The sequence below is a fragment of the Kribbella sandramycini genome (genome assembly GCF_013131805.1).
Taxonomy (GTDB): Bacteria; Actinomycetota; Actinomycetes; order Propionibacteriales; family Kribbellaceae; genus Kribbella; species Kribbella sandramycini.
The window spans coordinates 54,525-73,865 of sequence record NZ_JABJRC010000002.1 but is presented as its reverse complement, the minus strand read 5'-3'; the positions used below and the strand labels follow the sequence as shown (position 1 = coordinate 73,865).

The following is a 19,341-nucleotide window of genomic DNA, read 5'->3' as shown; positions in this document are numbered from 1 at the left end:
GCGCTCCTCAAGGCGGTTGAGAAGCGCACCAACGGTGACTTGCGAACACCCTCCGAGTCAACGAAATTGCACGAAGTGACATTGCGCAAGTACCTGGTACATCTCCCAGCGGCGGTGTATAGCGACCCGAGCACACGACGGCTGCCCGACCAAGACCCGAAACGCCAGCCGCAACTACGGGGCTCCGGGGCCTTTGGAGAGGTGGATGGTTATTAGGGTGCCGGGGGTGGCGCCGGCGGTGGGGCGGGGGTCGGTGTGGGCGACCTTGCCGGTGGGGACGGGGGAAGAGACCAGCTGGTTGGCGATGGTTACTTCGAAGCCGGCTTTGCGGAGGAGGGTGGTGGCGGCGGTGCGGTCGAGGCCGGTGACGTCGGGGAGGGGTTTGCGGTTGCCGTTGAGGATTTTGGTGGAGGGGGCGGTGAAGCGGCGGAGGGGGAGGCCGCGGAGGGCGCCTTGGATGGCGGTTTTCCAGATCGGGCCGGCGGTGCCGGAGCCGGTGGGGTCGGAGATGTCGCGGCCGTCGAGGGTGTGGCCGTACATGAGGTTGGTGTAGGGGAGGTTGGCGTCGGCGACGACGGCGGCGGCGGCCAGGTTGGGGGCGTAGCCGGCGAACCAGACGGCCTTGTTGTCCTGGATGGTGCCGGTTTTGCCGGCCAGGTCCCAGTTACCGAAGCGGAGGCGGCCGCCGGTGCCGCCTGGGTCCATGACGGCGCTGAGGACGCGGTTGACGCCGTCCGCGACGCCGGGGGCCAGGGCCCGCTTGCACTGCGAGCGCGGGGTGGCGATCGGCTTGTTGGCCTTGTCGCGGACCGAGAGCACGATCAGCGGCCGGCAGTAGACGCCGCGGGCGGCGAAGGTCGCGTAGGCGTTGGCCATCTGCAGTGGGGTCACGTAGCCGACGCCGAGGGTCATCGAGATGACCTCGTCGAGCGGCTCCAGCGTCTGGGCGTTGTACATGCCGAGCCGCTGGGCGACGCCGGAGATCGAGCAGAGCCCGACCCGCTGGGACAGCTGCAGGAAGTAGGTGTTGGTCGAGTAGCGGGTCGCCTCGACCATGGTCAGGTTGCCGCTGCGGGTCGAGTTCCGCGGGGTGTACTTCGGATCCCGGGTGAATCCCGAACAGGTGCGGAACTTCTTGTTGCTCAGGTTGATCTGCTCGGGTGAGTTGATCCGGTAGTCGAGCGGGATGCCCTTCTCGATCGCGGCCGCGACCGTGAAGGCCTTCATCGTCGACCCGTTCTGGAACCCGCCGTACCCGCCGGCGTACGACTTCTCGACGTTGTAGTTGTAGTTCGTGTGGTGCCGGCCGTTCCCGTACGGGCGGCTCTGCACCATCGCCTTCACAATGCCCGTCCCCGGCTGGACGATCGTGACCGCGGCCGTCGCGGTGTCGGTGCGCCGGGCGTGCTGGTCGATCGACGCCTGGGCAGCCGCCTGCATCCGCGGGTCGAGGCCGGTCCGGATCGTCAGGCCGCCGGTCTTCAGGCGATGGTCGCGCTCCTTGACGGTCCGGCCGAGGGCCGGGTTCGCGAGCAGCTGGGAGACGACGTAATCGCAGTAGAAGGGGTAGCGCGAGCTGGCGCAGCCGTTCGGCACCGGGTCGACCTTCTTCAGGTCGATCACCGGGGTCTTCAGCGCGAGGTTCGCTTGGTGCACCGAGATCACCTTGAGCTCGAGCATCCGGCGCAGCACCAGGTCGCGGCGGGCCTTGGCGCGCTGCAGGTTGTTGGTCGGGTCGTAGCCGGTCGGGTTCTTCACCAGGCCGGCCAGCAGCGCGGCCTGCGGCAGGTTCAGCTTCTCCGCGGTCGTCCCGAAGTAGTGCTGGGCGGCGACCTGGACGCCGTACGCGCCGTCGCCGAAGTTCACCAGGTTCAGGTAGCGCTCGAGGATCGTGTTCTTGTCGAGCTCGCTCTCCAGCGCGATCGCGTAGCGCAGCTCGGTCAGCTTGCGCTCGTAGGACACCTCGGTGGCCTTCTGCCGCTCGGCCTCGGTGCGCGCCTTCTCGATCAGGCTGAGTTTCACGTACTGCTGGGTGATACTCGACCCGCCCTGCTGCACCGAGCCCTCGCTCTGGTTGCGGACCATCGCCCGCACCGTGCCCTTCGGGTCCAGCGCGCCGTGTTCGTAGAACCGGGAGTCCTCGATCGCGATGATCGCGGTCTTCATGATCGGCGCGACCCGCTTCAGGCTGACCGGCACCCGGTTCTGCTCGAACAGCGTGGCGATCACCGAGCCGTCGCCGGCCAGCATCCGGCTGCGGACGGCGACCGGCTCGATCACCAGCTCCCGCGGCAGGCTGTCGATCGTCTTGGCCAGCTGCTCGGTCCCCAGCCCGGCGAAACCCGCCAGGGGAATCGCCAGGCCCGCGGCCAGGGCGCCGGACAGCACGCTGACACCGACGAACGTGATCAGCGAGCGTGCCTTGTCGCTTGCGCCCATGGCGCCACACTAGCTGCTGCCGAGTGCTTCCGCACCGTAGCGAGCATGTGCTCGGTGCGGTGCATCGGCGTGCGGGGGCGGAGGGTTCGATGCGGAACATCGTGCCCTTCGCACCCGTGCGGCGAGGTGCCGCACCGAGTGCAGCGCAGTAGGTGCGGGAGCACTCGGCAGCAGCTCAGTCGCTTTCCGTACCACCCGACAGACCGGCTGTAATTGCCTCGATCAACCGTGGGCGCAGTTCGGCGGCGCTGATCACGGCGTCGACGGAGCCGACGTCGCGGGCGCGCTGGATGCTGTGCACCTTGTCGAAGCCGATCGCGACCTCGGTCAGCTTCTCCGCGCGGACCGTGGCCCGCACCTCGGCCAGCTCGGCCGCGAGCTCGGCCCGCTCGGCCGCCGGCGCGTTGCCGACCTGCTCGGCCAGCGTCGCGACCCGCGGGTCCGCGGCCGTCCGCGCGTCCACCTCGGCCGAGAAGACCACGGCCGCGGCCGGCGCGCCGCCCAGTACCGAGGCGAACGAGCCCTCGACCGCGAGTACGGTCATCCGCGGGTTGAGCTGCTTGGAGAACACCACGAACGCGCCGCCGTGGTACCGGGAGACGACGCAGAACACGATCGGGCCGTCGAAGTTGACGATCGCGCGGCCGATCTCGGCGCCGTACTCGAGCTGCAGGTTACGCATCGAGTCCGGTGAGCCGTCGAACCCGGACAGGTTCGCCAGGACGACGACCGGCCGGTTGCCGCTGGCCGAGTTGATCGCCCGGGCGGTCTTCTTCGACGACCGCGGGAACAGCGTCCCGGCCGTGTAGGTGTCCGGCCCGTCGGCCGGCGGGAACCCGCGCCGCGGCACCGACTTGGACTCGATCCCGACCAGGCAGACCGGGTAGCCGCCGAGCCGCGCGTCCTGGACGACGGACGTGTCGGCGTCGGCCATCCCGGCCCAGCGCTCCAGGACCGGGTGGTCCTGGTCGCTGACCGCGCGCATCAGCGTGCGGATGTCGAACGCCTTCTTCCGGTCCGGGTTGGTGTCGGCGGCGAAGATCTCCCCCACCGTCTTGAAGTCGCTGCCCTCGATCACGTGCGGGTACGGCGTCACGTCGCGCTCGATCGGGTCGGTCGTGTCGGCCCGCCGCGGCCCGGACTCCCCCGGGACGACGTACGTGTGGTCGTAATGCGCCATCAGCACGTCACGCGCGCCCTTGAGATCCGGCGCCCAGTACTGCGCCTGGCCGTTCGGGCCCATCACGCGGTCGTAGCCGCCGATGCCGAAGTTGTCCTCGGCCGAGACGCTGCCGGAGAAGTCCAGCGTCTGCTTGCCGGTGAGCACCATCGCGCTGTCCGGCGTCATCACCAGGATGCCCTTGGTGTGCATCAGCATCGTCGCCTCGGCGTTCCAGTACGGCTGGGCGCCGACGTTGATCCCGGCGACGACGATGTTGATCTCGCCGCCGTCCTGGGTGAACTCGACGATCCGCTTCAGCGCCTTGGCCACCCAGTCCATGTTCTCGGTCCCGGAGTCCATCGAGATCCGCGCGCCGGCCGACAGCGAGAACCACTCGACCGGGACCTGCATCCGCTCGGCCAGGTCGATGGCCGCGATGATCCGCGCGCACTCGGGCTCGGCGACCGCGCCGAGCGCCTTGGTCGGGTCACCGCTGAGGACGACGCGGGTCAGCCCCTCCGGGTACCGGGCCGTCGGCGTGGTGACGACGCCGAGGATGACGCCGGCCTTGTTCAGCCCCTTCGGCCGATCCACCGGGACCAGGGCGCCGGAGTCGTCCAGGTCGTGCTCGACGAACGAGCCGCCCGGCCCGGCCACCATGTGGCTGACCTCGTACGGGTAGATGGTGTTACGGCGGCGCGAGCGCTGCACCTTCTGCGCGTAGTCGTCGAGCGGCGCCAGCCGGGTGGTCGGCGGCTCCTCGATCGACGTGACCACGCCGGCGCCCGGCTGGTAGTAGAACCGGGCCGCGACCGGGTACGCGACGCCGTCGGGCGCCTCGACCTGGCCCTGGATCAGGACCTCCTCGATCCCGGCGCCGGCCGTCATCGGGGCGATCTTGCTCTTCAGCGTCGTGACCTCGTCGACCTGCGCGTCGACGACCGGCCAGATGTGGATCCAGACGTGGTTCATGTCCAGCTTGGCCCCGGCGGCGCCGCGCGCGGTGCGCGCCCGGCGGATCGCCTCCAGGCAGTTCGCGATCGCGCGCTCGGCGTGCGGTAGCGAGGTGACCTGCCCGTCCTCGTCGCGGACGACGGCGAACTGCCGAACCTGCGCCAGCGCGACGAGCCGCTGGTCGGCCGGGTTCTCCCGGGCGACGCAGTAGTAGAGCAGGACGTCGTCCGGACCCTCCAGCCGGGTGATCCGGAAGTCGCGCAGCCGCCACAGGTTCAGCCGGCGGCCGACCATCGGGTGGACGCCGCGGACGTTGTCGTCCTCGACCAGCGAGCCGTCGGCCGGGCGGTAGGTGAAGTACGAGACCGGACGGCCGGAGCCCGGCGCGACCGCGACGGAGATCCGCCGGGCGCGCTGCGCGATCGGCAGCTCGGAGACCATCTGCCGGTACAGATCAGAGGCGTCCTGCTGGACGGCGGGCAGATCCGCGCCGTACAGATACAACTCGACGACGGCCTCGTGACCGGCCGGGCGCGCCTCGATCTGCGCCTCCAGCGCCCGGGACAGCGCGCTGGCCGGGTCGGCCAGCTCGGCCGTCGTCCCGACCGTGGTGACCAGATGGCTCGGACGGTCGTCGATCGTGTAATCCGCCGTCGCGAACGGCCGCCCGTCCACCGCGAACTCGCGGACGTCGTGCAGCTCGTACTCGCGGTAGTGCCGCCGGACCAGCACCTCGAGCATCGGCTCGCGCTCGCCCCAGCCGCCCTCGAGCCGCTCGGCCAGGAACCGGACGATCGGCTCCGGGATCGCGGCCAGCGCGTCGATCCGCTGCTGGCGGTCGGCCGCCTCCGGGTGCGCGGCCAGGTCGGCGACCTCGGACCCGACGCCGCCGATCACCGACGCGCGCTCGGCGTCGACCAGCGGCTGGTCGAACCAGCGGAACCGGACGCTACGGGCCAGATCGCCGATCACCGGGAAGCGCAGCTGGGTCGCGACGACGAGCCGGTCGAGCAGCTCGTGCGCGGACTCGTCCAGCGGGGCGGCCGGGCGCGGCTCGTCGATCCAGCGCTCCAGGAGCGAGGTGACGAGCAGGACATCCGGCGCGGATCGCTGCTGGGCGAGGAAGATCCGGAACACGGCCTCCTCGACCTCGTCGCTGCGCTCCAGGTCCTTCACGCCGTAGTGCCCGAGCACGCGGGCCAGCCGCGTCTGGAACTCGGCCGGCAGGCCGCCGCGCTCCGGATCCAGGCTCTGCAGGTAGGTGTGGAAGTGCTCGCGCGGGCTGTGCACCCGGTTCTCGGTACTGATCTCCTCACCGGCCGGCCGGTTCCGGCTCAGCTCGGCGAAGTCCGCGAAGACGGCCAGCAGGTCGATCTCGCCGACCACCGCGGACTGCGGCAGCTCCAGCCGCGCCAGCAGGTAGGCGTAGAGCATGCCGCCCTCGTCGCGCGGGTCGATGTCGTAGCCGAGCAGCATGCTGCGCAGGTCGTCCAGACCACGCTCGACGCGCTCCTCGGCCGTCTTCTCACCGGTGCTGTTCGGCAGATCCAGCCGGACGCCGTTCGACACCGGCGCCGCCGCCTCGCCATCGGACTCGTCCGCGACCGGCTCCAGCCGGACCAGCGGCGCGCCCGTCTCCACCTGGCTGCCGGTGGTGACCTGCAGCTCCTTCACGGTGGCCTTGAACGGCGCGTACAGCACCGTCTCCATCTTCATGCTCTCCAGCACGAGCACCGGCGCACCGGCCTCGACGACCGCCCCGGTCTGCACGGGTGTCGCGACGACGAGCGCCGGCGCGGGTGACCGCAGTACGCCGCCTTCGTCGCGGCTGACCCGGTGGGTGACCCCGTTGACCTCGATCAGGTGCACCGGGCCGTGAGTGGCGGTGACGAGCCGGAACCGCTGGCCGTTCACGCTCAAACGGCTGGTGTGGCCGTCGAGCCGGACGAGGTCGGCGTCCACGACCTTGAAGGCCTCGCTGCCCGAGCCGACGCCGACGCGGAACCGGCCGGAGCCGATCCGGGCGACCGTGACCCGGTAGCTCGCGCCGCGCAGCTTGAGGTCGATCGCCCGGCCGACCTCGTGCTGAACCTGCGGGCGGCCGCCGTGCGCGGTCTCCAGCAGTCGGGCCCGCTCGACCTTCTCGGCGTCCTGGTACCCCTCGATCGCCGCGGCGACCAGGGCGATGCCGGAGTGCCGGTGCGAGATCAGGCGGCCCTCGCCGCGGACGCGGTCGATCCAGCCGGTGTCGGCGCTGCCGTCGATCACCTCGGGCTGGTCGAGCAGCTCGAGGATGAAGCTCTTGTTGGTGGCGCCGCCCTCGATCAGGACGGTGGTCGCGCCGACCGCGCGCCGCAGCCGCGCCAGCGCCTCCTCACGGGTCCGCCCGTAGCCGATGATCTTGGCGATCATCGAGTCGAAGTCGGCCGGGATGCTGTCCCCGGCGCTGACGCCGGTGTCGACCCGGATACCCGGACCGGCCGGCAGATCCAGGACGGCGATCCGGCCCGGTGACGGAGCGAAGTCGCGGTCCGGGTCCTCGGCGTTCAGCCGGGCCTCGACCGCGTGCCCGAGCTCGACCGGTTTCGGCCCTTCGAGCCGGCCGCCGCTCGCGACGTGCAACTGGGCCTTGACCAGGTCGAACCCGGTGGTCAGCTCGGTGATCGGGTGCTCGACCTGGAGGCGGGTGTTCACCTCGAGGAACGCGAAACTCTTCTCGCCGGGGTGGTACAGGAACTCGACCGTCGCCGCGCCGCGGTAACCGACCGCCAGCGCCAGCCGCTCGGCCGAGGCCTTCAGATCCTCGACCTGGCCCGCCGCCAGCAGCGGCGAGGCGGACTCCTCGATGACCTTCTGGTTGCGGCGCTGCACCGAGCAGTCGCGGACGCCGAGCGCCCAGGCCGTGCCCTGGCCGTCGGCGATCACCTGCACCTCGACATGCCGGGCGCCGGTGACGAGCCGCTCCAGGAAGACGATGCCGCTACCGAACGCGCGCGCCGCCTCCTCGCTGGTCCGCGCGTAGGCGTCGGTCAGCTCGTCGCGGGAACCGACCATGCGGATACCGCGGCCACCGCCACCGGCCGTTGCCTTGAGCATCAATGGGTAGCCGATCGTCTCGGCCGCGGTCAGCGCCGCCGCCAGCGACTCGACCGGCCCACGGCTCCACGGAGCGACCGGGACGCCGACCTCCTCGGCGATCAGCTTCGAGCCGATCTTGTCGCCGAGTTTGCGCATCGCCTCGGGCGACGGGCCGATGAACGTGACGCCGATCCGCTCGCAGAGCTCCGCGAACGCCGGGTCCTCGGCGACGAAACCCCAGCCGACCCAGGCGGCGTCCGCCCCGCTCTCGCGCAGCGCGCGCTCCAGGACGGCCAGATCCAGGTACGGGCGCGCCGAGGCGGGGCCGAGCGGGTACGTCCGGTCCGCCTCGCGCACGAAGGTGGCCGTACGCTCGCCGTCCGTGAACAAGGCGACGGTCTCGATCGGCTCGCCGCCCTCGGCGTTGACCTCCCGGACCGCGTTGATCAGCCGCATCGCGGCCTCGCCTCGGTTCACCACTGCGATACGCTTGAACATCGACCGCCTCCCTGTCGCACCATGCGTGTAGCGGCCCGGCCCTTGTGAGACACAAGTTTTGGCCGGGCCGCTCGCACAGACTTTCAGGACGAAGCTATTACCGTCGAGTCGGGGTCGCCTTTCGGTGCGTCGCGTCTCGTCAACGAGAGGGGAAGAAGTGCCGCAGAACAGCGCTCTGACCGGGGAATTGCAGCGCAGCGTAACCGGGCCGATCCTCGAGCCGGCCGACGACGGATTCGCTGCCGAGCTGGCCGGTTTCAAGACCAACATCGAGCATCGGCCCGACGTGGTGGTCGGTCTGACCTCGGCCGCGGACGCCGCCGCGGTGGTCGCGATCGCCAACCAGGCCGGTACGCCGATCCGCGTGCTGGCGACCGGTCACGGGCTGCCCGCGCCGGTCACCGAGGGCATCGTCGTCACCACGTCGCGGCTCAAGGGCCTGACCATCGACCCGGCGACCAGGATCGCGCACATCGAGGCGGGCTGCCGCTGGTCCGAGGTCGTCGCGGCCGCGGCCGAGCACGGGCTCGCCCCGATCACCGGCGCCTCCGGCACGGTCGGCTGTATCGGCTACCTGCTCGGCGGCGGGCTCGGCCCGCTCGCCCGCACCTACGGCTTCTCCTCGGACTGGGTGCGCGGCTTCGAGGTCGTCACCGGGGCGGGTGAGGTGGTGACCGCCGGCGCCACCGAGCATTCCGACCTGTTCTGGGCGCTGCGCGGCGGCAAGGGCGGGTTCGGCATCGTCACCGCGGTGGACGTCGAGCTGGTCGAGCTGACCACCTTCTACGGCGGCTCGGTCTTCTTCGACGCCCCCGAGATCGAGCCGGTGCTGCGCACCTGGCTGGAGTGGACGAATTCGTTGCCGGAGGCAGCGACCACGTCGGCCGTCATCCTGCGGCTGCCGCCGCTGGAGTTCATCCCGCCGCCGCTGCGCGGTAAGACCGTGCTCAGCGTGCGCTTCGGCTACGTCGGCGACTCCCCCGCCGGGGCCGAGCTCTTCGCGCCGATCCGGGCCGCCGGGACGGCGCTGATCGACATGGTCGGCGAAATGGCCGCCAAGGACATCGCGACCATCCACAACGACCCGACCGAGCCCGGCCTGTCCTGGGATCGCGGCGTCCTGCTCGACCAGCTCGACAGCGGTTTCGCGGATGCGTTCCTGGGCGCGGTCGGCCCGGCGCAGCAGGTGCCGCTGATCGCGGTCGAGATCCGGCATCTGGGCGGTGCGACCAACCGCGACGTACCGGAGGGCAGCGCGGTCGGCGGGCGCGGCGGCGCCTACTCGCTGTTCATGGTCGGCGTGCCGGATCCGGGCCTGTTCGAGACCGTCCTCCCAGCGGTGGCCGGCCAGGTGCTCGGCGCGGTCCAGCCGTGGACGTCGGCCGAGAACACGGTCAACCTGGCCGACGGATTCGCCGTCCCGGGCTCGTGGGAGGCCTGCTGGCCGGCCGAGACCCGGGCCAAGCTGGCCGAGGTGCGCTCGGCGTACGACCCGCGGCGGGTGTTCCCGTACGGGCCTGCTTAGCGGGTCTGCTTCGGGTTCTCCTTGAGCCGCGCGGCCTCGCGACGGACCTCGGCCTGGGTGGCGCGCTCGCGCTCCAGCCAGTCGGGGCCGTCCGCGCGGATGGCCTCGATATCGGCCGTGGTCAGCGCCTCGGTGATGCCGGCGCGGGCCAGGCCGCTGATCGACACCCCGAGCCGGGCCGCGACGACCGAGCGCGGGTGCGGGCCGTTCTTCCGCAGCTCCTGCAGCCACTCGGGCGGGTTGTTCTGCAGGGTGGTCAACTCGTCGCGCGAGACGACGCCGTCCTGGAACTCGGCCGGGGTGGCCAGCAGGTAGATGTCCAGTTTCTTCGCCGCTGTCGCGGGCTTCATCGTCTGCGAGGTCTTGCTCATGGGGGCCAGCCTATCCGGATCCGAGCGGTAGCCTGACCGCGTGACCTCCTCCTTCCGGCTCGGCTACGTCCCCGGCGTCACTCCCGCCAAGTGGGCCCGCGTCTGGGCGGAGCGGCTGCCGCGCACGCCGCTGGAGCTGATCCAGGTCCCCGCGGCGGACGGCATCGGCTTGCTGCACTCGAATACCGCGGACGCCGCCCTGGTCCGGCTGCCCATCGATCGCACCGGTCTGCACGCGATCCCGCTGTACGTCGAGCAGACCGTCGTCGTGGTGCCGAAGGACCACGTGATCACCGCCGTCGAGGAGGCCACGCTCGACGATCTCGCCGACGAGCTGGTGCTGCACGCGGCGGACGACGTCCTCCCCTGGGAGTCGGCGCTGCCGGGCCGAGTCGTCGCCGAGCGCCCGGCCACGACCGCCGACGCGATCGCCTTGGTTGCCATGGGCACCGGTCTGCTGATCGTGCCGCAGTCGCTGGCCAGACTGCACCACCGCAAGGATCTGACCTACCGGCCGTTGCTCGACGCCCCGGCGTCCCAGGTCACGCTGGCCTGGCCGGAGGGCGACCCGACGCCGCTGATGGAGGAGTTCATCGGCATCGTCCGCGGCCGCACCGCCAACAGCACCCGCGGAGCCACCCCCAAGCCCGAGCCGAAAAAACCCGCCCCGAAGAAACGCACCACCCAACAACCGAGCCAGCGCCGCCGACCGCCCAACCCCCGCCCCCGCCGCGGCCGCCGCTGACCCCCCTCACCCCCCGCCCCTGGGCCCACGCCTCACCCCCTCGCCCCTCGCCGTTTGCTGGGTCAGCCCAGCAAACGGTGGGTGGGCCAATGGCAGGCGACTGGCCCACCCACCGGCGGCCTAGCGGACCCAGCAAACGAGCCCCACCCGGAGCCGGCTTAGCGGACCCAGCAAACGAGCCCCAGCCGGAGCCGGCTTAGCGGACCCAGGAAACGAGCCCCAGCCGGAGCCGGCCTGGTATTCAGTTTAGTGTTCAACTATTATGGTGAACATCTACTGACGAGGGGTGTGGAATGGCGATCTTCCGGTTGAACCATGCGGTCTTGTACGTGCGCGACGTGGCCGCCAGCGTGGCCTTCTACCGCGATGTGCTCGGCTTCGGCTACACCGAGACCGGGGACGCGTTCCAGGGCGCGGCCTTCCTGCGCGCGCCGGGCTCGACCAACGACCACGACCTCGGGTTGTTCCAGATCGGCGACCAGGCCGGCCCGTCTGGCGCCGGGAAGTCGACGGTCGGCCTCTACCACCTCGCCTGGGAGGTCGACACCCTCGGCGATCTGGCCGATCTCGCCACCGGCCTGCAGGCGGCCGGCGCCCTGGTCGGCTCCTCCGACCACGGCACCACCAAATCCTTGTACGGCAAGGATCCCGACGGCCTCGAGTTCGAGATCGTCTGGATCATCCCCGCCGACCAGCTGACCGACGCCGACAAGGAGCAGGCCGGTGTCAGCCGCCTCGACCTGGACGCCGAGCTGGCGAAGTACGGCCGCGAAGCCAAGAGCGGCGTCGGCATCTCACGCTGAAACCAGGTGCTCGGCGATGCGGAGTGAACCGGCCAGAACGGTCAGCACCGGGTTCACTCCGCCGTTGGTGACATGTACGGAGGCGTCGGCGATCCAGACGTTGTCGTGACCCCAGACCCGCCCGTAGGGGTCGACGACCGAACGAGCGGCGTCGTCACCCATCCGGCAGGTGCCCGCTTGATGCTGACCGGTGCTCGCGCGCGCCGTCGTACCGACCGAGCCGAGCGCCGTCCGCACCGCGCCTGCTTCGGCCAGCCACTCCTGCGCCTTCGCCGATAAGAAGGCATGCGCCCGCACGTCCTCCGGATGGATCGATCCGCTGATCGAGACCACCGGATTCCCGTACCGATCCACCACCCGCGGGTCCACCCGCACGCGTGACTCCGCCGACGTGACCTCCTGGATCGGCCCGACGACGCGCAGCATCCGGCGACTCTCGCGCCGCATGGCGGCCAGCCCGGCCGCCCCGGCGCGAGGGATCAGCCTGGCGCCGGTCAGATAGTCGTACGTCGCGGCGGGCGTCGGCACGAACTCGTTGGCCAGCATCCCGCCGCCGACGATCCCGGCGTTCCCGTGCCGGAAGTCGCAGGTCGCGATCGACACCCCGGGACCGATCAGATCAGCCACCTCGTCATCGAACAGGCCCACCGCCCCGGCGTACACATGCGCCTGTAGGTACCGCCCGACCTGATCCTGGTTGTTCCCCAACCCGTCGGGCTCCCCTGCATGCGCGCTGTTCAGCAGTAACCGCGGCGTCTCGGACGCGCCCGCCGCGACGACTACCTCCGCACACTCGATCACCCGACGCCGAAGCTGCGTATCGACCAGCGCAACCCCGGCGACCCGCCCCGACCCCGAGACGACCAGCCGCTCGGCCGTCGTACCGGTCACCAACGTGCAGCGCCCGGTCGCCAGCGCCGCCGGCAGCGCAGTGTTGTGCGTCCCGGACTTCGCCTCGACCGGACAAGCGAACCCGACGCACTGACCGCACCGCACACACCCGGCCCGGCCTTGGTAGTCGACCGAGTTGATCAGCAGCGGGACGTCGAGCGTGCCCCACCCGAGCCGATCCGCCGCAGCCGCCAACCGATCGGCCGGCCCGGTCCGCGGCAGCGGCGGCATCGGCAACTCCCGCGGCTCATGCCACGGATCGACCCCGCCGCCACTCACCCCGAACCGCTGCTCGGCCAGCGCGTAGTACGGCGCCAGCTCGGCGTACGAGATCGGCCAGTCCGCCAGCCCGCTCCCCTCCGGTATGCCGTACGTCGTCGCCATCCGGAAGTCGTGCGGAACGAACCGCCAGGCCTGCGCGCCGTAGACCCGCGTCCCGCCGCCGACGGTGAACGCGTTGTTCCCCCACTCCCCATCCGGCGGCAGCGGGTACGACGTCACCCCGTCGACCACCGCGACTCGCGGCCGCCCCACCGGGTCCGGATCCGTGTACGCCGGCAGCCCAGCGATTGACCGTGGATTCCGCAGGTGATCCCGCGCGAGGTCGGAAGTCGCCGGATACGACCCCAGCTCGACCACGAGCACCGACCGTCCGGATTCGGCCAGCACCTGAGCCGCCGCTCCCCCACCGGCACCCGAGCCGATCACCACGGCGTCGTACCGATCTTCCAGCGCCGCCCACGGCGTGACGGCCAGCGGGGTCTCGACTTCGGACCACGATCCACCGGCGTCGGCCCGCCAACCGACCGAGGCCCAAACGGCCGGGTCGGCGTAATGGCCCTGCGCGACGAGCCGGATCAACCAGGCCGCATCGGCGTCGGCGAGCAGTGCGTCCAGGTCGCCGTCGACGGCCAGCGCACGCTCGATCCGGGGAAGCCAATCCGGCCGATCCCCGGTCAGCACCCGCTCCACGAACGCGACGACATCCGCCCCCGGCACCGCCAGCTCCGTCAGCCGCGCGAGCGCCGCCCGCTGCGCCGTACTCAGCACCACGCTGCCTCCCGAGCTTTGTACTTGCCGGTCCATTTTTCCCGAGCAACGCTGACGTCATGGCACTCGACAACTATTACCTCCTCGGCCGCTCCGGACTCCGGGTCAGCCGCCTCGCGCTCGGCACGATGAACTTCGGCACCGGCGGATTCCACGCACCCTACGGCCGCACCCCCGAGCAGGCCGCGGCAATTTTCGGCGCGTACGTCGACGCCGGCGGCAACTTCGTCGACACCGCCGACTTCTACACCGCGGGCGAGAGCGAACAGATCCTCGGCAAACTCGCGAGCGGCCGCCGCGACCGGCTCGTGCTGACCAGCAAGTTCACCAACAGCGTCGGCCCCGGCGACCCGAACGCGGGCGGCAACGGCCGCAAACACATGATCCGCGCGGCCGAGGACTCGCTGCGCCGCCTCGGCACCGACTACCTCGACCTGTTCCTGCTGCACACCTGGGACCGGATCACCCCGATCGAGGAGGTCCTGCGCACCTTCGACGACCTCACCCAAGCCGGCAAGATCCGGTACGCCGGGCTGTCCGACGTCCCGGCCTGGTACGCCGCCCGCGCCCAGACCCTCGGATCGGTTCCACTGATCAGCCTGCAGCTGCCCTACTCCCTCGCCGAGCGGACGATCGAGACCGAGCACGTCCCGATGGCTCAGGAGCTCGGCCTCGGCATCACTGCCTGGAGCCCGCTCGCGAGCGGCTTCCTGACCGGCAAGTACCAGAGGGACGACGCCAGCGGTGTCACCGGCGACGGGCGGCTCAGCGGCGAAGGTTCGCCGGCGCGTGACTGGAGCGATCGGCACTGGGCACTGCTGGACGTCGTCCGGTCGGTCGCCGATGAGCTCGGCGTGACGGCGGCTCAGGTCGCGGTGAACTGGGTCGCCACCCAGCCCGGGATCGCGTCGGCAATCGTCGGCGCGAGCTCACCCGAGCAGCTCACGACGACGATGGCGGCGCTCGACTTCGAACTGCCGGCTGAGCTCCGGGCGCGGCTCGACACGGCGAGCGCCGTACCGCCGGAGTCGGTCTACCGGATGTTCACGCCGGACTACCAGAGCTGGCTGGTCAACGCCGGCGCGAAGGTCGGCGACAAGCCGGCCGGGTACCGGCCGCCGGTGCTCAACTGGGCCTGATGCGCAGGTAGTCCAGGCAGAGATCCAGGGCGTGTTCGAGATGCTCCGACGAACCGGAGGACATCAGGATCGCGACCCCGCCCTGGATCGCGGCCATCAGCGCCGCGGCTGCGTGCGCCGGATCGACGTCCGCGCGGATGTCGCCGCTCGCCTGCATGTCCTCGATCCCGGTTTGGACCCGATGCTGCCACTGCGTCAGCAGTTTCGCGGTCACCGCCTGCGCGGCCGGGGTATGCCGCCCGATCTCGGTGATGAGGACGCCGAGCGGACAGTTCACGCCCTGGCGGCGGTACTTCGCGACCAGGACATCGCGCCACTCGTCCCAGGCCGCCCAGGACTTCAGCTCGGTGAGCTGCGGCTCCTGATCCTCGATGACGCGCTCGGCCTCCCGCTCGGCGACCGCGAGCAGCAACTGCTCCTTGCCGTCGGGGAAGTAGTGGAACAGCTGACTCTTCCCGGTCTTGCTGCGGCGCCCGACGTCATCCAGCGTGACCACGCCGATCCCCCGCTCGCGGATCTCGTCGGCCGCGGCGGCCACGATCCGGCCTCGCGTCGCGAGCCCTTTCGCTGTCAGCATGTCTCGACTGTACCGGCTGGTCCAGTTGGCGTACGGCGCGGGTTGTTGCGGCGCACCGGCGTTCTGGTGAGACTGAGCCGGTGAAGGGCATCCGATGGTGACGACGATCGGGGTGGTCGGGCCGTCGGACCTGGTCACCTCTACCTGCAGGATCATCGGATCCCAGCGTGGCATCGAGGTGCTGCCGCTGAAGTACCGGCGGGAGACCGAGACGCCGCGGGTGCTGGCCGAGGCGCCGCCGAGTGTCGACGCGTGGCTGTTCACCGGCGTCGTGCCCTACCAGATCGCCGCGGCCGCCAACCTGCTCGACCGCCCGGCCACGCATGTCGAGTACACCGGCGCCACGCTGCTGCGCGCCCTGCTCGAACTGCTGCGCGACGGCCAGGACATCACCTCGATGAGTATCGATGTCCTCGACGAGGCCCAGGTGCTCGAGACGCTGACCGAGGCCGGGCTGCCGACCGACGGGATCAGCGTCTTCCCGTACCGGCCGGGCCTGAGCTCGGACGACGTCCTCGCCTTCCACCGCGAGACCAATGCGACGATCGCGATCACCTGTCTGCGATCGGCGTACGACAAACTGCGCCGCGAGCGGACCGCCGTCCGGCTCGGCCCGTCGATCCACTCGGTCCGCTCCGCGCTGAACGGCCTGCTGCTCGTCCACGACGCGCTGCGCAGCGACGACGCGCAGATCGCGCTCGGCCTGGTCGAGATCGCGGCCGAGGCCGAGGACGCGCTGCGGCGCGAGGCCGGCTCGCTCGGGAGCAGCGTCGTCCGGTACGACGAGAAGCGGTTCCTCGTGGTCGGGACGCGCGGGCCGCTGGAGCAGGCGACCGCGGAGTTCACCGAGCTCGGCATGCTGACCCGGCTGAAGGAGCAGTTCGGCCCGGTCCGGATCGGCTTCGGGGTCGGCGGCTCCGGGATCGAGACCGAGACGCTGGCCCGGCGAGCGCTCGGCCGCGCGAAGACCGCCGGCCGCTCAGCGGCTGTCGTGTCACTGCGCAACGACATCGATCTGATCCTGGTCGGCGGCGCGACGCCGCGCGCGCAGCAGCGCTCGAAACTGCAGCTGCTCGCCCAGCGCGCCGGGTTGTCGAAGGGCACGCTGGAGCGGCTGCAGGAGCTGGTGCACGCGCCGAACGGCGACGGCCTGACGACGCGGACCGTCGCCGATCACCTCGGGATCCAGCCGCGGACGGCGCGCCGCGTGCTGAACCGCCTGGAGCGCGCCGGACTGGCCGATGCCACCGGCACCCAGATCGGCACCGGCAGCGGCCGGCCGCTGGTCGTCTATCGCGTCCACCTGTGATCCGGTAGGGTCGGCCCGAAGCTTTTACAGCCATGACCGTAATTCTGTTGCGGGAGGCATCGTGGACGAGCTCGCGGTGAACGGCGGGGCCCCGGTACGGACCGTTCCGCTGCCGTCGGTGTTCAACGCGACCGGCCGGCGCTTCGGCGACGACGAGGTCAAGGCGGCCGAGCGGGTGCTGCGCAGCGGCATGCTGTCGTCGACCTGGGGCGCCGAGGTGCGCGCGCTCGAGCAGGAGTTCGCAACGCTGATCGGCGCGGAGTACGCCGTCGGCTGCAGTTCCGGGACGGCGGCGCTGCACCTGGCCGTCGCCGCGGTCGACCCGGAGCCGGGCGACGAGATCATCACGACGCCGATCAGCGACATGGGCACGATCTTCCCGATCCTGATGCAGAACGCCGTGCCCGTCTTCGCCGATGTGAACCCGCTGACCGGGAACCTCGATCCGGCCGCGGTCGCCGCGGCGATCACCCCGCGGACCAAGGCCGTCCTCGCCGTCCACCTGTTCGGCAAACCGGCCCCGATCCGCGAGCTGCGAGCGCTCTGCGACGAGCACGGCCTGCGCCTGATCGAGGACTGCGCGCAGGCTTACCTCGCCCCGGTCGGCGACAGGTACGCCGGGCGCGTCGGCGACATCGGCTGCTTCAGCCTGCAGCAGACCAAACACATCAGCGCCGGGGACGGCGGCCTCGTGATCACCGACGACCCGGCGCTGGCCCGGCGGATGCGGCTGTTCGCCGACAAGGGCTGGCCGCGCGACACCAACGAACGCACGTACTTGTTCCTCGCGCTGAACTACCGGATGACCGAGTTGGTCGGCGCGGTCACCCGGGCCCAGTTGACGCGACTGGCCGGGGTCGTCGCGGATCGGCGTACCGGCGCGGCTCGCCTGACCGCGGGCTTGGGTGAGCTGCCCGGCGTCCGGACGCCGCTCGACGGGGGCGACCATGTGTATTGGATGTATCCGCTCGTCCTCGACCCGGATGTTGCGGGCGACATCCATCAGTGGGGCGCTGCGCTGACCGCCGAGGGCGTCGCGGCGAACCCGGGCTATCTGACCGGGCCGCTGTATGCCGCGCCCGCCATCCGGGAGCACCGCACGTACGGGCGGTCGGAGTTCCCGCTGCAGGGGGTGGCGTACCCGCCGGGGTTGTGCCCGGTCGCGGAGGAGTTGATCGACCGCCGGCTGCTCGTCCTGAACTGGAACGAGAATTACAGCTCCGCCGACGTGGACGATATCGTCACCGCGATCCGCAAGGTGCACTCCGCATTCGCCCAGGAGACCTGATGACCGACGCTCCCCCGCTGCTCGACTGCGACATCCTCGTCGGGCACGACGTGACGACCGGCCGCTGGAGCCGGCCCGAAAAGGTGCGCGAGGTGTTCGCCGCGACCGGGATCTCCGGCGGCGTGGTCGCCTCGCTGCGGGCGGTGCACTTCGACGTCCCGTCGGGGAACGCCGAAGCGCAGGAAGTTGCCTCGGGCAATGGATGGATCGGGTGCCCGGTGCTAGATCTGCGGGATCCGCTCGGCGCGGAGAAGGAGCTGGAGCGGTTGCTCGCGGCGCCGGAGCGGCCGGCTGCGATCCGGTTGGCCCCGGCCGCGCAGGCCGTCGATCCGCGGTATCCGGCGTTCGGGCACGTGGTGCGGCTGGTGGTCGCGGCCGGGCTGCCGCTGTTCGTCGAGGGCGACGTCCGGGTGATCGGTCCGGAGCTGCGCGGGCTCGGCGCGCGGGTGCTGTTCCTGGACACGCACTTCTACTACCTGGGCGACTTCGTCCTGCTCGCCCGGGCGGAGCCGGGTTTCCACACCTCGACCCGGATGCTGACCGGGCCGGACTCGCTGGAGATCGTCGCCGCCGAGGTCGGCGCGGAGCGGCTGGTCTTCGGCGGCCGGACGCCGTTCCACGAAACGCATTCGGTCCGGCGGCGGCTGCTCAGCTCGAAGCTGACCGCGGCCGAGATCGCGCAGGTGGGCAGTCAGTCCCTGACCAAGCTCCTGGAGCCGTGATGCTGATCGACGTCCACGCCCACTGGGGCCCGTGGTTCTTCTCGATGGAGGTCGGCCCGATCGAGGTCAACTCCGAGCTGCTCGACCGGTTCGGGATCGACCTGCAGCTGGTCTCCTCGATCGAGGCGATCGTGTACGACGCCCCCGCGGGCAACCGCGCGCTCGACGAACAGCTCGGCGTCGACGACCGGCTGCGCGGCATGGTCGTGGTCGACCCCCGCCGCCTGGAGGAGGCGCGCGCCGACCTGACCCGGCTGGCCGGCGACGTCCGTTGGGTGGGCGCCAAGATTCACTCCGAGTACAGCCGGACGCCGATCGCCGCCCCGGCCATGCAGGCCGCGATCGAGCTGACCACCGAGTTCGGCCTGCCGACCCTCGTGCACACCTGGGGTGACACCGTTCTCGATCTGGCCGATGTCGCGGCCCGGGTGCCCGGCGCGCGCGTCCTGGCCGGTCACATGGGCGCCGCCGGCTGGCCGCTCGTCCCCGAGGCCGCCGGCCGCTCCGACCGGATCTGGTTCGAGCCCTGCTGGTCGGCCCCCGAAGCCGGCCGGATCCGCTGGATCCTCGACCGGATCGGCCCCGACCGCCTGATGTTCGGCACCGACGCCACTCTCATCGACCCCTCGGTCGCCCTCGGCGCCCTGGAGGCAGCCGACCTGACGCCGGCCGAGGCCGACGCGGTCCGGTGGGGAAACGCCGTGGGGCTGTTCGGTTTGTAGGGGCGGACAGCCACCACTCACCAACTCCTCCGCGCGGCCCACGGTCGCGCTCAGCGCCGCCTGCGGGG

At 71.1% G+C, this 19,341-nt stretch carries 13 protein-coding genes; 8 read left to right on the top strand and 5 right to left on the bottom strand.

Annotated features, from left to right (window positions below; translation table 11 throughout):
- Positions 1–174: 174 nt before the first annotated feature.
- Positions 175–2,439: a transglycosylase domain-containing protein gene (locus tag HPO96_RS08065; RefSeq protein ID WP_171672557.1), complete on the bottom strand. Its 2,265-nt coding sequence runs from the start codon at positions 2,437–2,439 to the stop codon at positions 175–177.
- 175 nt (positions 2,440–2,614) lie between these two features.
- Positions 2,615–8,131, bottom strand: a complete 5,517-nt coding sequence (locus tag HPO96_RS08060) for an ATP-binding protein (RefSeq protein WP_171672555.1) — start codon at positions 8,129–8,131, stop codon at positions 2,615–2,617.
- Positions 8,132–8,288: 157 nt separating this feature from the next.
- On the opposite strand from HPO96_RS08060, the gene HPO96_RS08055 reads away from it, so the two are divergent.
- On the top strand, positions 8,289–9,656 hold the full coding sequence (locus tag HPO96_RS08055; RefSeq protein WP_337796553.1) for an FAD-binding oxidoreductase: 1,368 nt from the start codon (positions 8,289–8,291) through the stop codon (positions 9,654–9,656).
- Here the strand turns inward: HPO96_RS08055 and HPO96_RS08050 are convergent.
- Positions 9,653–10,027, bottom strand: coding sequence for a DUF5997 family protein (locus HPO96_RS08050; protein WP_171672553.1), 375 nt, complete (start codon positions 10,025–10,027; stop codon positions 9,653–9,655). The genes HPO96_RS08055 and HPO96_RS08050 overlap by 4 nt on opposite strands.
- A gap of 40 nt (positions 10,028–10,067) precedes the next feature.
- On the opposite strand from HPO96_RS08050, the gene HPO96_RS08045 reads away from it, so the two are divergent.
- Positions 10,068–10,772, top strand: a complete 705-nt coding sequence (locus tag HPO96_RS08045; protein WP_171672552.1) for a LysR substrate-binding domain-containing protein — start codon at positions 10,068–10,070, stop codon at positions 10,770–10,772.
- Between the two features lie 293 nt (positions 10,773–11,065).
- Positions 11,066–11,575: a VOC family protein gene (locus HPO96_RS08040; protein WP_171672550.1), complete on the top strand. Its 510-nt coding sequence runs from the start codon at positions 11,066–11,068 to the stop codon at positions 11,573–11,575.
- Here the strand turns inward: HPO96_RS08040 and HPO96_RS08035 are convergent.
- Positions 11,567–13,519, bottom strand: a complete 1,953-nt coding sequence (locus HPO96_RS08035; RefSeq protein ID WP_202885755.1) for a GMC oxidoreductase — start codon at positions 13,517–13,519, stop codon at positions 11,567–11,569. The two genes, HPO96_RS08040 and HPO96_RS08035, sit on opposite strands and share 9 nt — an antisense overlap.
- 56 nt (positions 13,520–13,575) lie before the next feature.
- On the opposite strand from HPO96_RS08035, the gene HPO96_RS08030 reads away from it, so the two are divergent.
- Complete coding sequence (locus tag HPO96_RS08030; protein ID WP_171672547.1) at positions 13,576–14,655, top strand: aldo/keto reductase; 1,080 nt, start codon at positions 13,576–13,578, stop codon at positions 14,653–14,655.
- Here the strand turns inward: HPO96_RS08030 and HPO96_RS08025 are convergent.
- Positions 14,642–15,232, bottom strand: coding sequence for a TetR/AcrR family transcriptional regulator (locus HPO96_RS08025; RefSeq protein WP_171672545.1), 591 nt, complete (start codon positions 15,230–15,232; stop codon positions 14,642–14,644). The genes HPO96_RS08030 and HPO96_RS08025 overlap by 14 nt on opposite strands.
- A gap of 94 nt (positions 15,233–15,326) precedes the next feature.
- Here HPO96_RS08025 and HPO96_RS08020 point away from each other — a divergent pair, with 94 nt between their 5' ends.
- The 4 genes from HPO96_RS08020 (at position 15,327) to HPO96_RS08005 (ending at position 19,273) form a co-directional block, all read left to right on the top strand.
- Complete coding sequence (locus HPO96_RS08020; protein WP_171672543.1) at positions 15,327–16,541, top strand: helix-turn-helix domain-containing protein; 1,215 nt, start codon at positions 15,327–15,329, stop codon at positions 16,539–16,541.
- Positions 16,542–16,602: 61 nt separating this feature from the next.
- Entirely contained in the window at positions 16,603–17,829 is a 1,227-nt protein-coding gene (locus tag HPO96_RS08015; RefSeq protein WP_337796552.1) for a DegT/DnrJ/EryC1/StrS family aminotransferase, read from the top strand.
- Entirely contained in the window at positions 17,829–18,551 is a 723-nt protein-coding gene (locus HPO96_RS08010) for an amidohydrolase family protein (protein ID WP_171672540.1), read from the top strand. Before HPO96_RS08015 ends, HPO96_RS08010 begins: the two co-directional genes overlap by 1 nt.
- Positions 18,551–19,273, top strand: a complete 723-nt coding sequence (locus HPO96_RS08005; protein ID WP_171672539.1) for an amidohydrolase family protein — start codon at positions 18,551–18,553, stop codon at positions 19,271–19,273. The genes HPO96_RS08010 and HPO96_RS08005 overlap by 1 nt, the downstream gene beginning before the upstream one ends.
- The last annotated feature ends 68 nt before the right edge of the window (positions 19,274–19,341 follow it).

Bases quoted from the DNA above. Each gene is read 5' to 3' on its own strand.
- HPO96_RS08065 (WP_171672557.1), bottom strand. From the start codon at position 2,439: ATGGGCGCAAGCGACAAGGCACGCTCGCTGATCACGTTCGTCGGTGTC.
- HPO96_RS08020 (WP_171672543.1), top strand. From the start codon at position 15,327: ATGGTGACGACGATCGGGGTGGTCGGGCCGTCGGACCTGGTCACCTCT.
- HPO96_RS08010 (WP_171672540.1), top strand. From the start codon at position 17,829: ATGACCGACGCTCCCCCGCTGCTCGACTGCGACATCCTCGTCGGGCAC.
- HPO96_RS08005 (WP_171672539.1), top strand. From the start codon at position 18,551: ATGCTGATCGACGTCCACGCCCACTGGGGCCCGTGGTTCTTCTCGATG.
- HPO96_RS08060 (WP_171672555.1), bottom strand. From the start codon at position 8,131: ATGTTCAAGCGTATCGCAGTGGTGAACCGAGGCGAGGCCGCGATGCGG.
- HPO96_RS08050 (WP_171672553.1), bottom strand. From the start codon at position 10,027: ATGAGCAAGACCTCGCAGACGATGAAGCCCGCGACAGCGGCGAAGAAA.
- HPO96_RS08025 (WP_171672545.1), bottom strand. From the start codon at position 15,232: ATGCTGACAGCGAAAGGGCTCGCGACGCGAGGCCGGATCGTGGCCGCC.
- HPO96_RS08030 (WP_171672547.1), top strand. From the start codon at position 13,576: ATGGCACTCGACAACTATTACCTCCTCGGCCGCTCCGGACTCCGGGTC.
- HPO96_RS08040 (WP_171672550.1), top strand. From the start codon at position 11,066: ATGGCGATCTTCCGGTTGAACCATGCGGTCTTGTACGTGCGCGACGTG.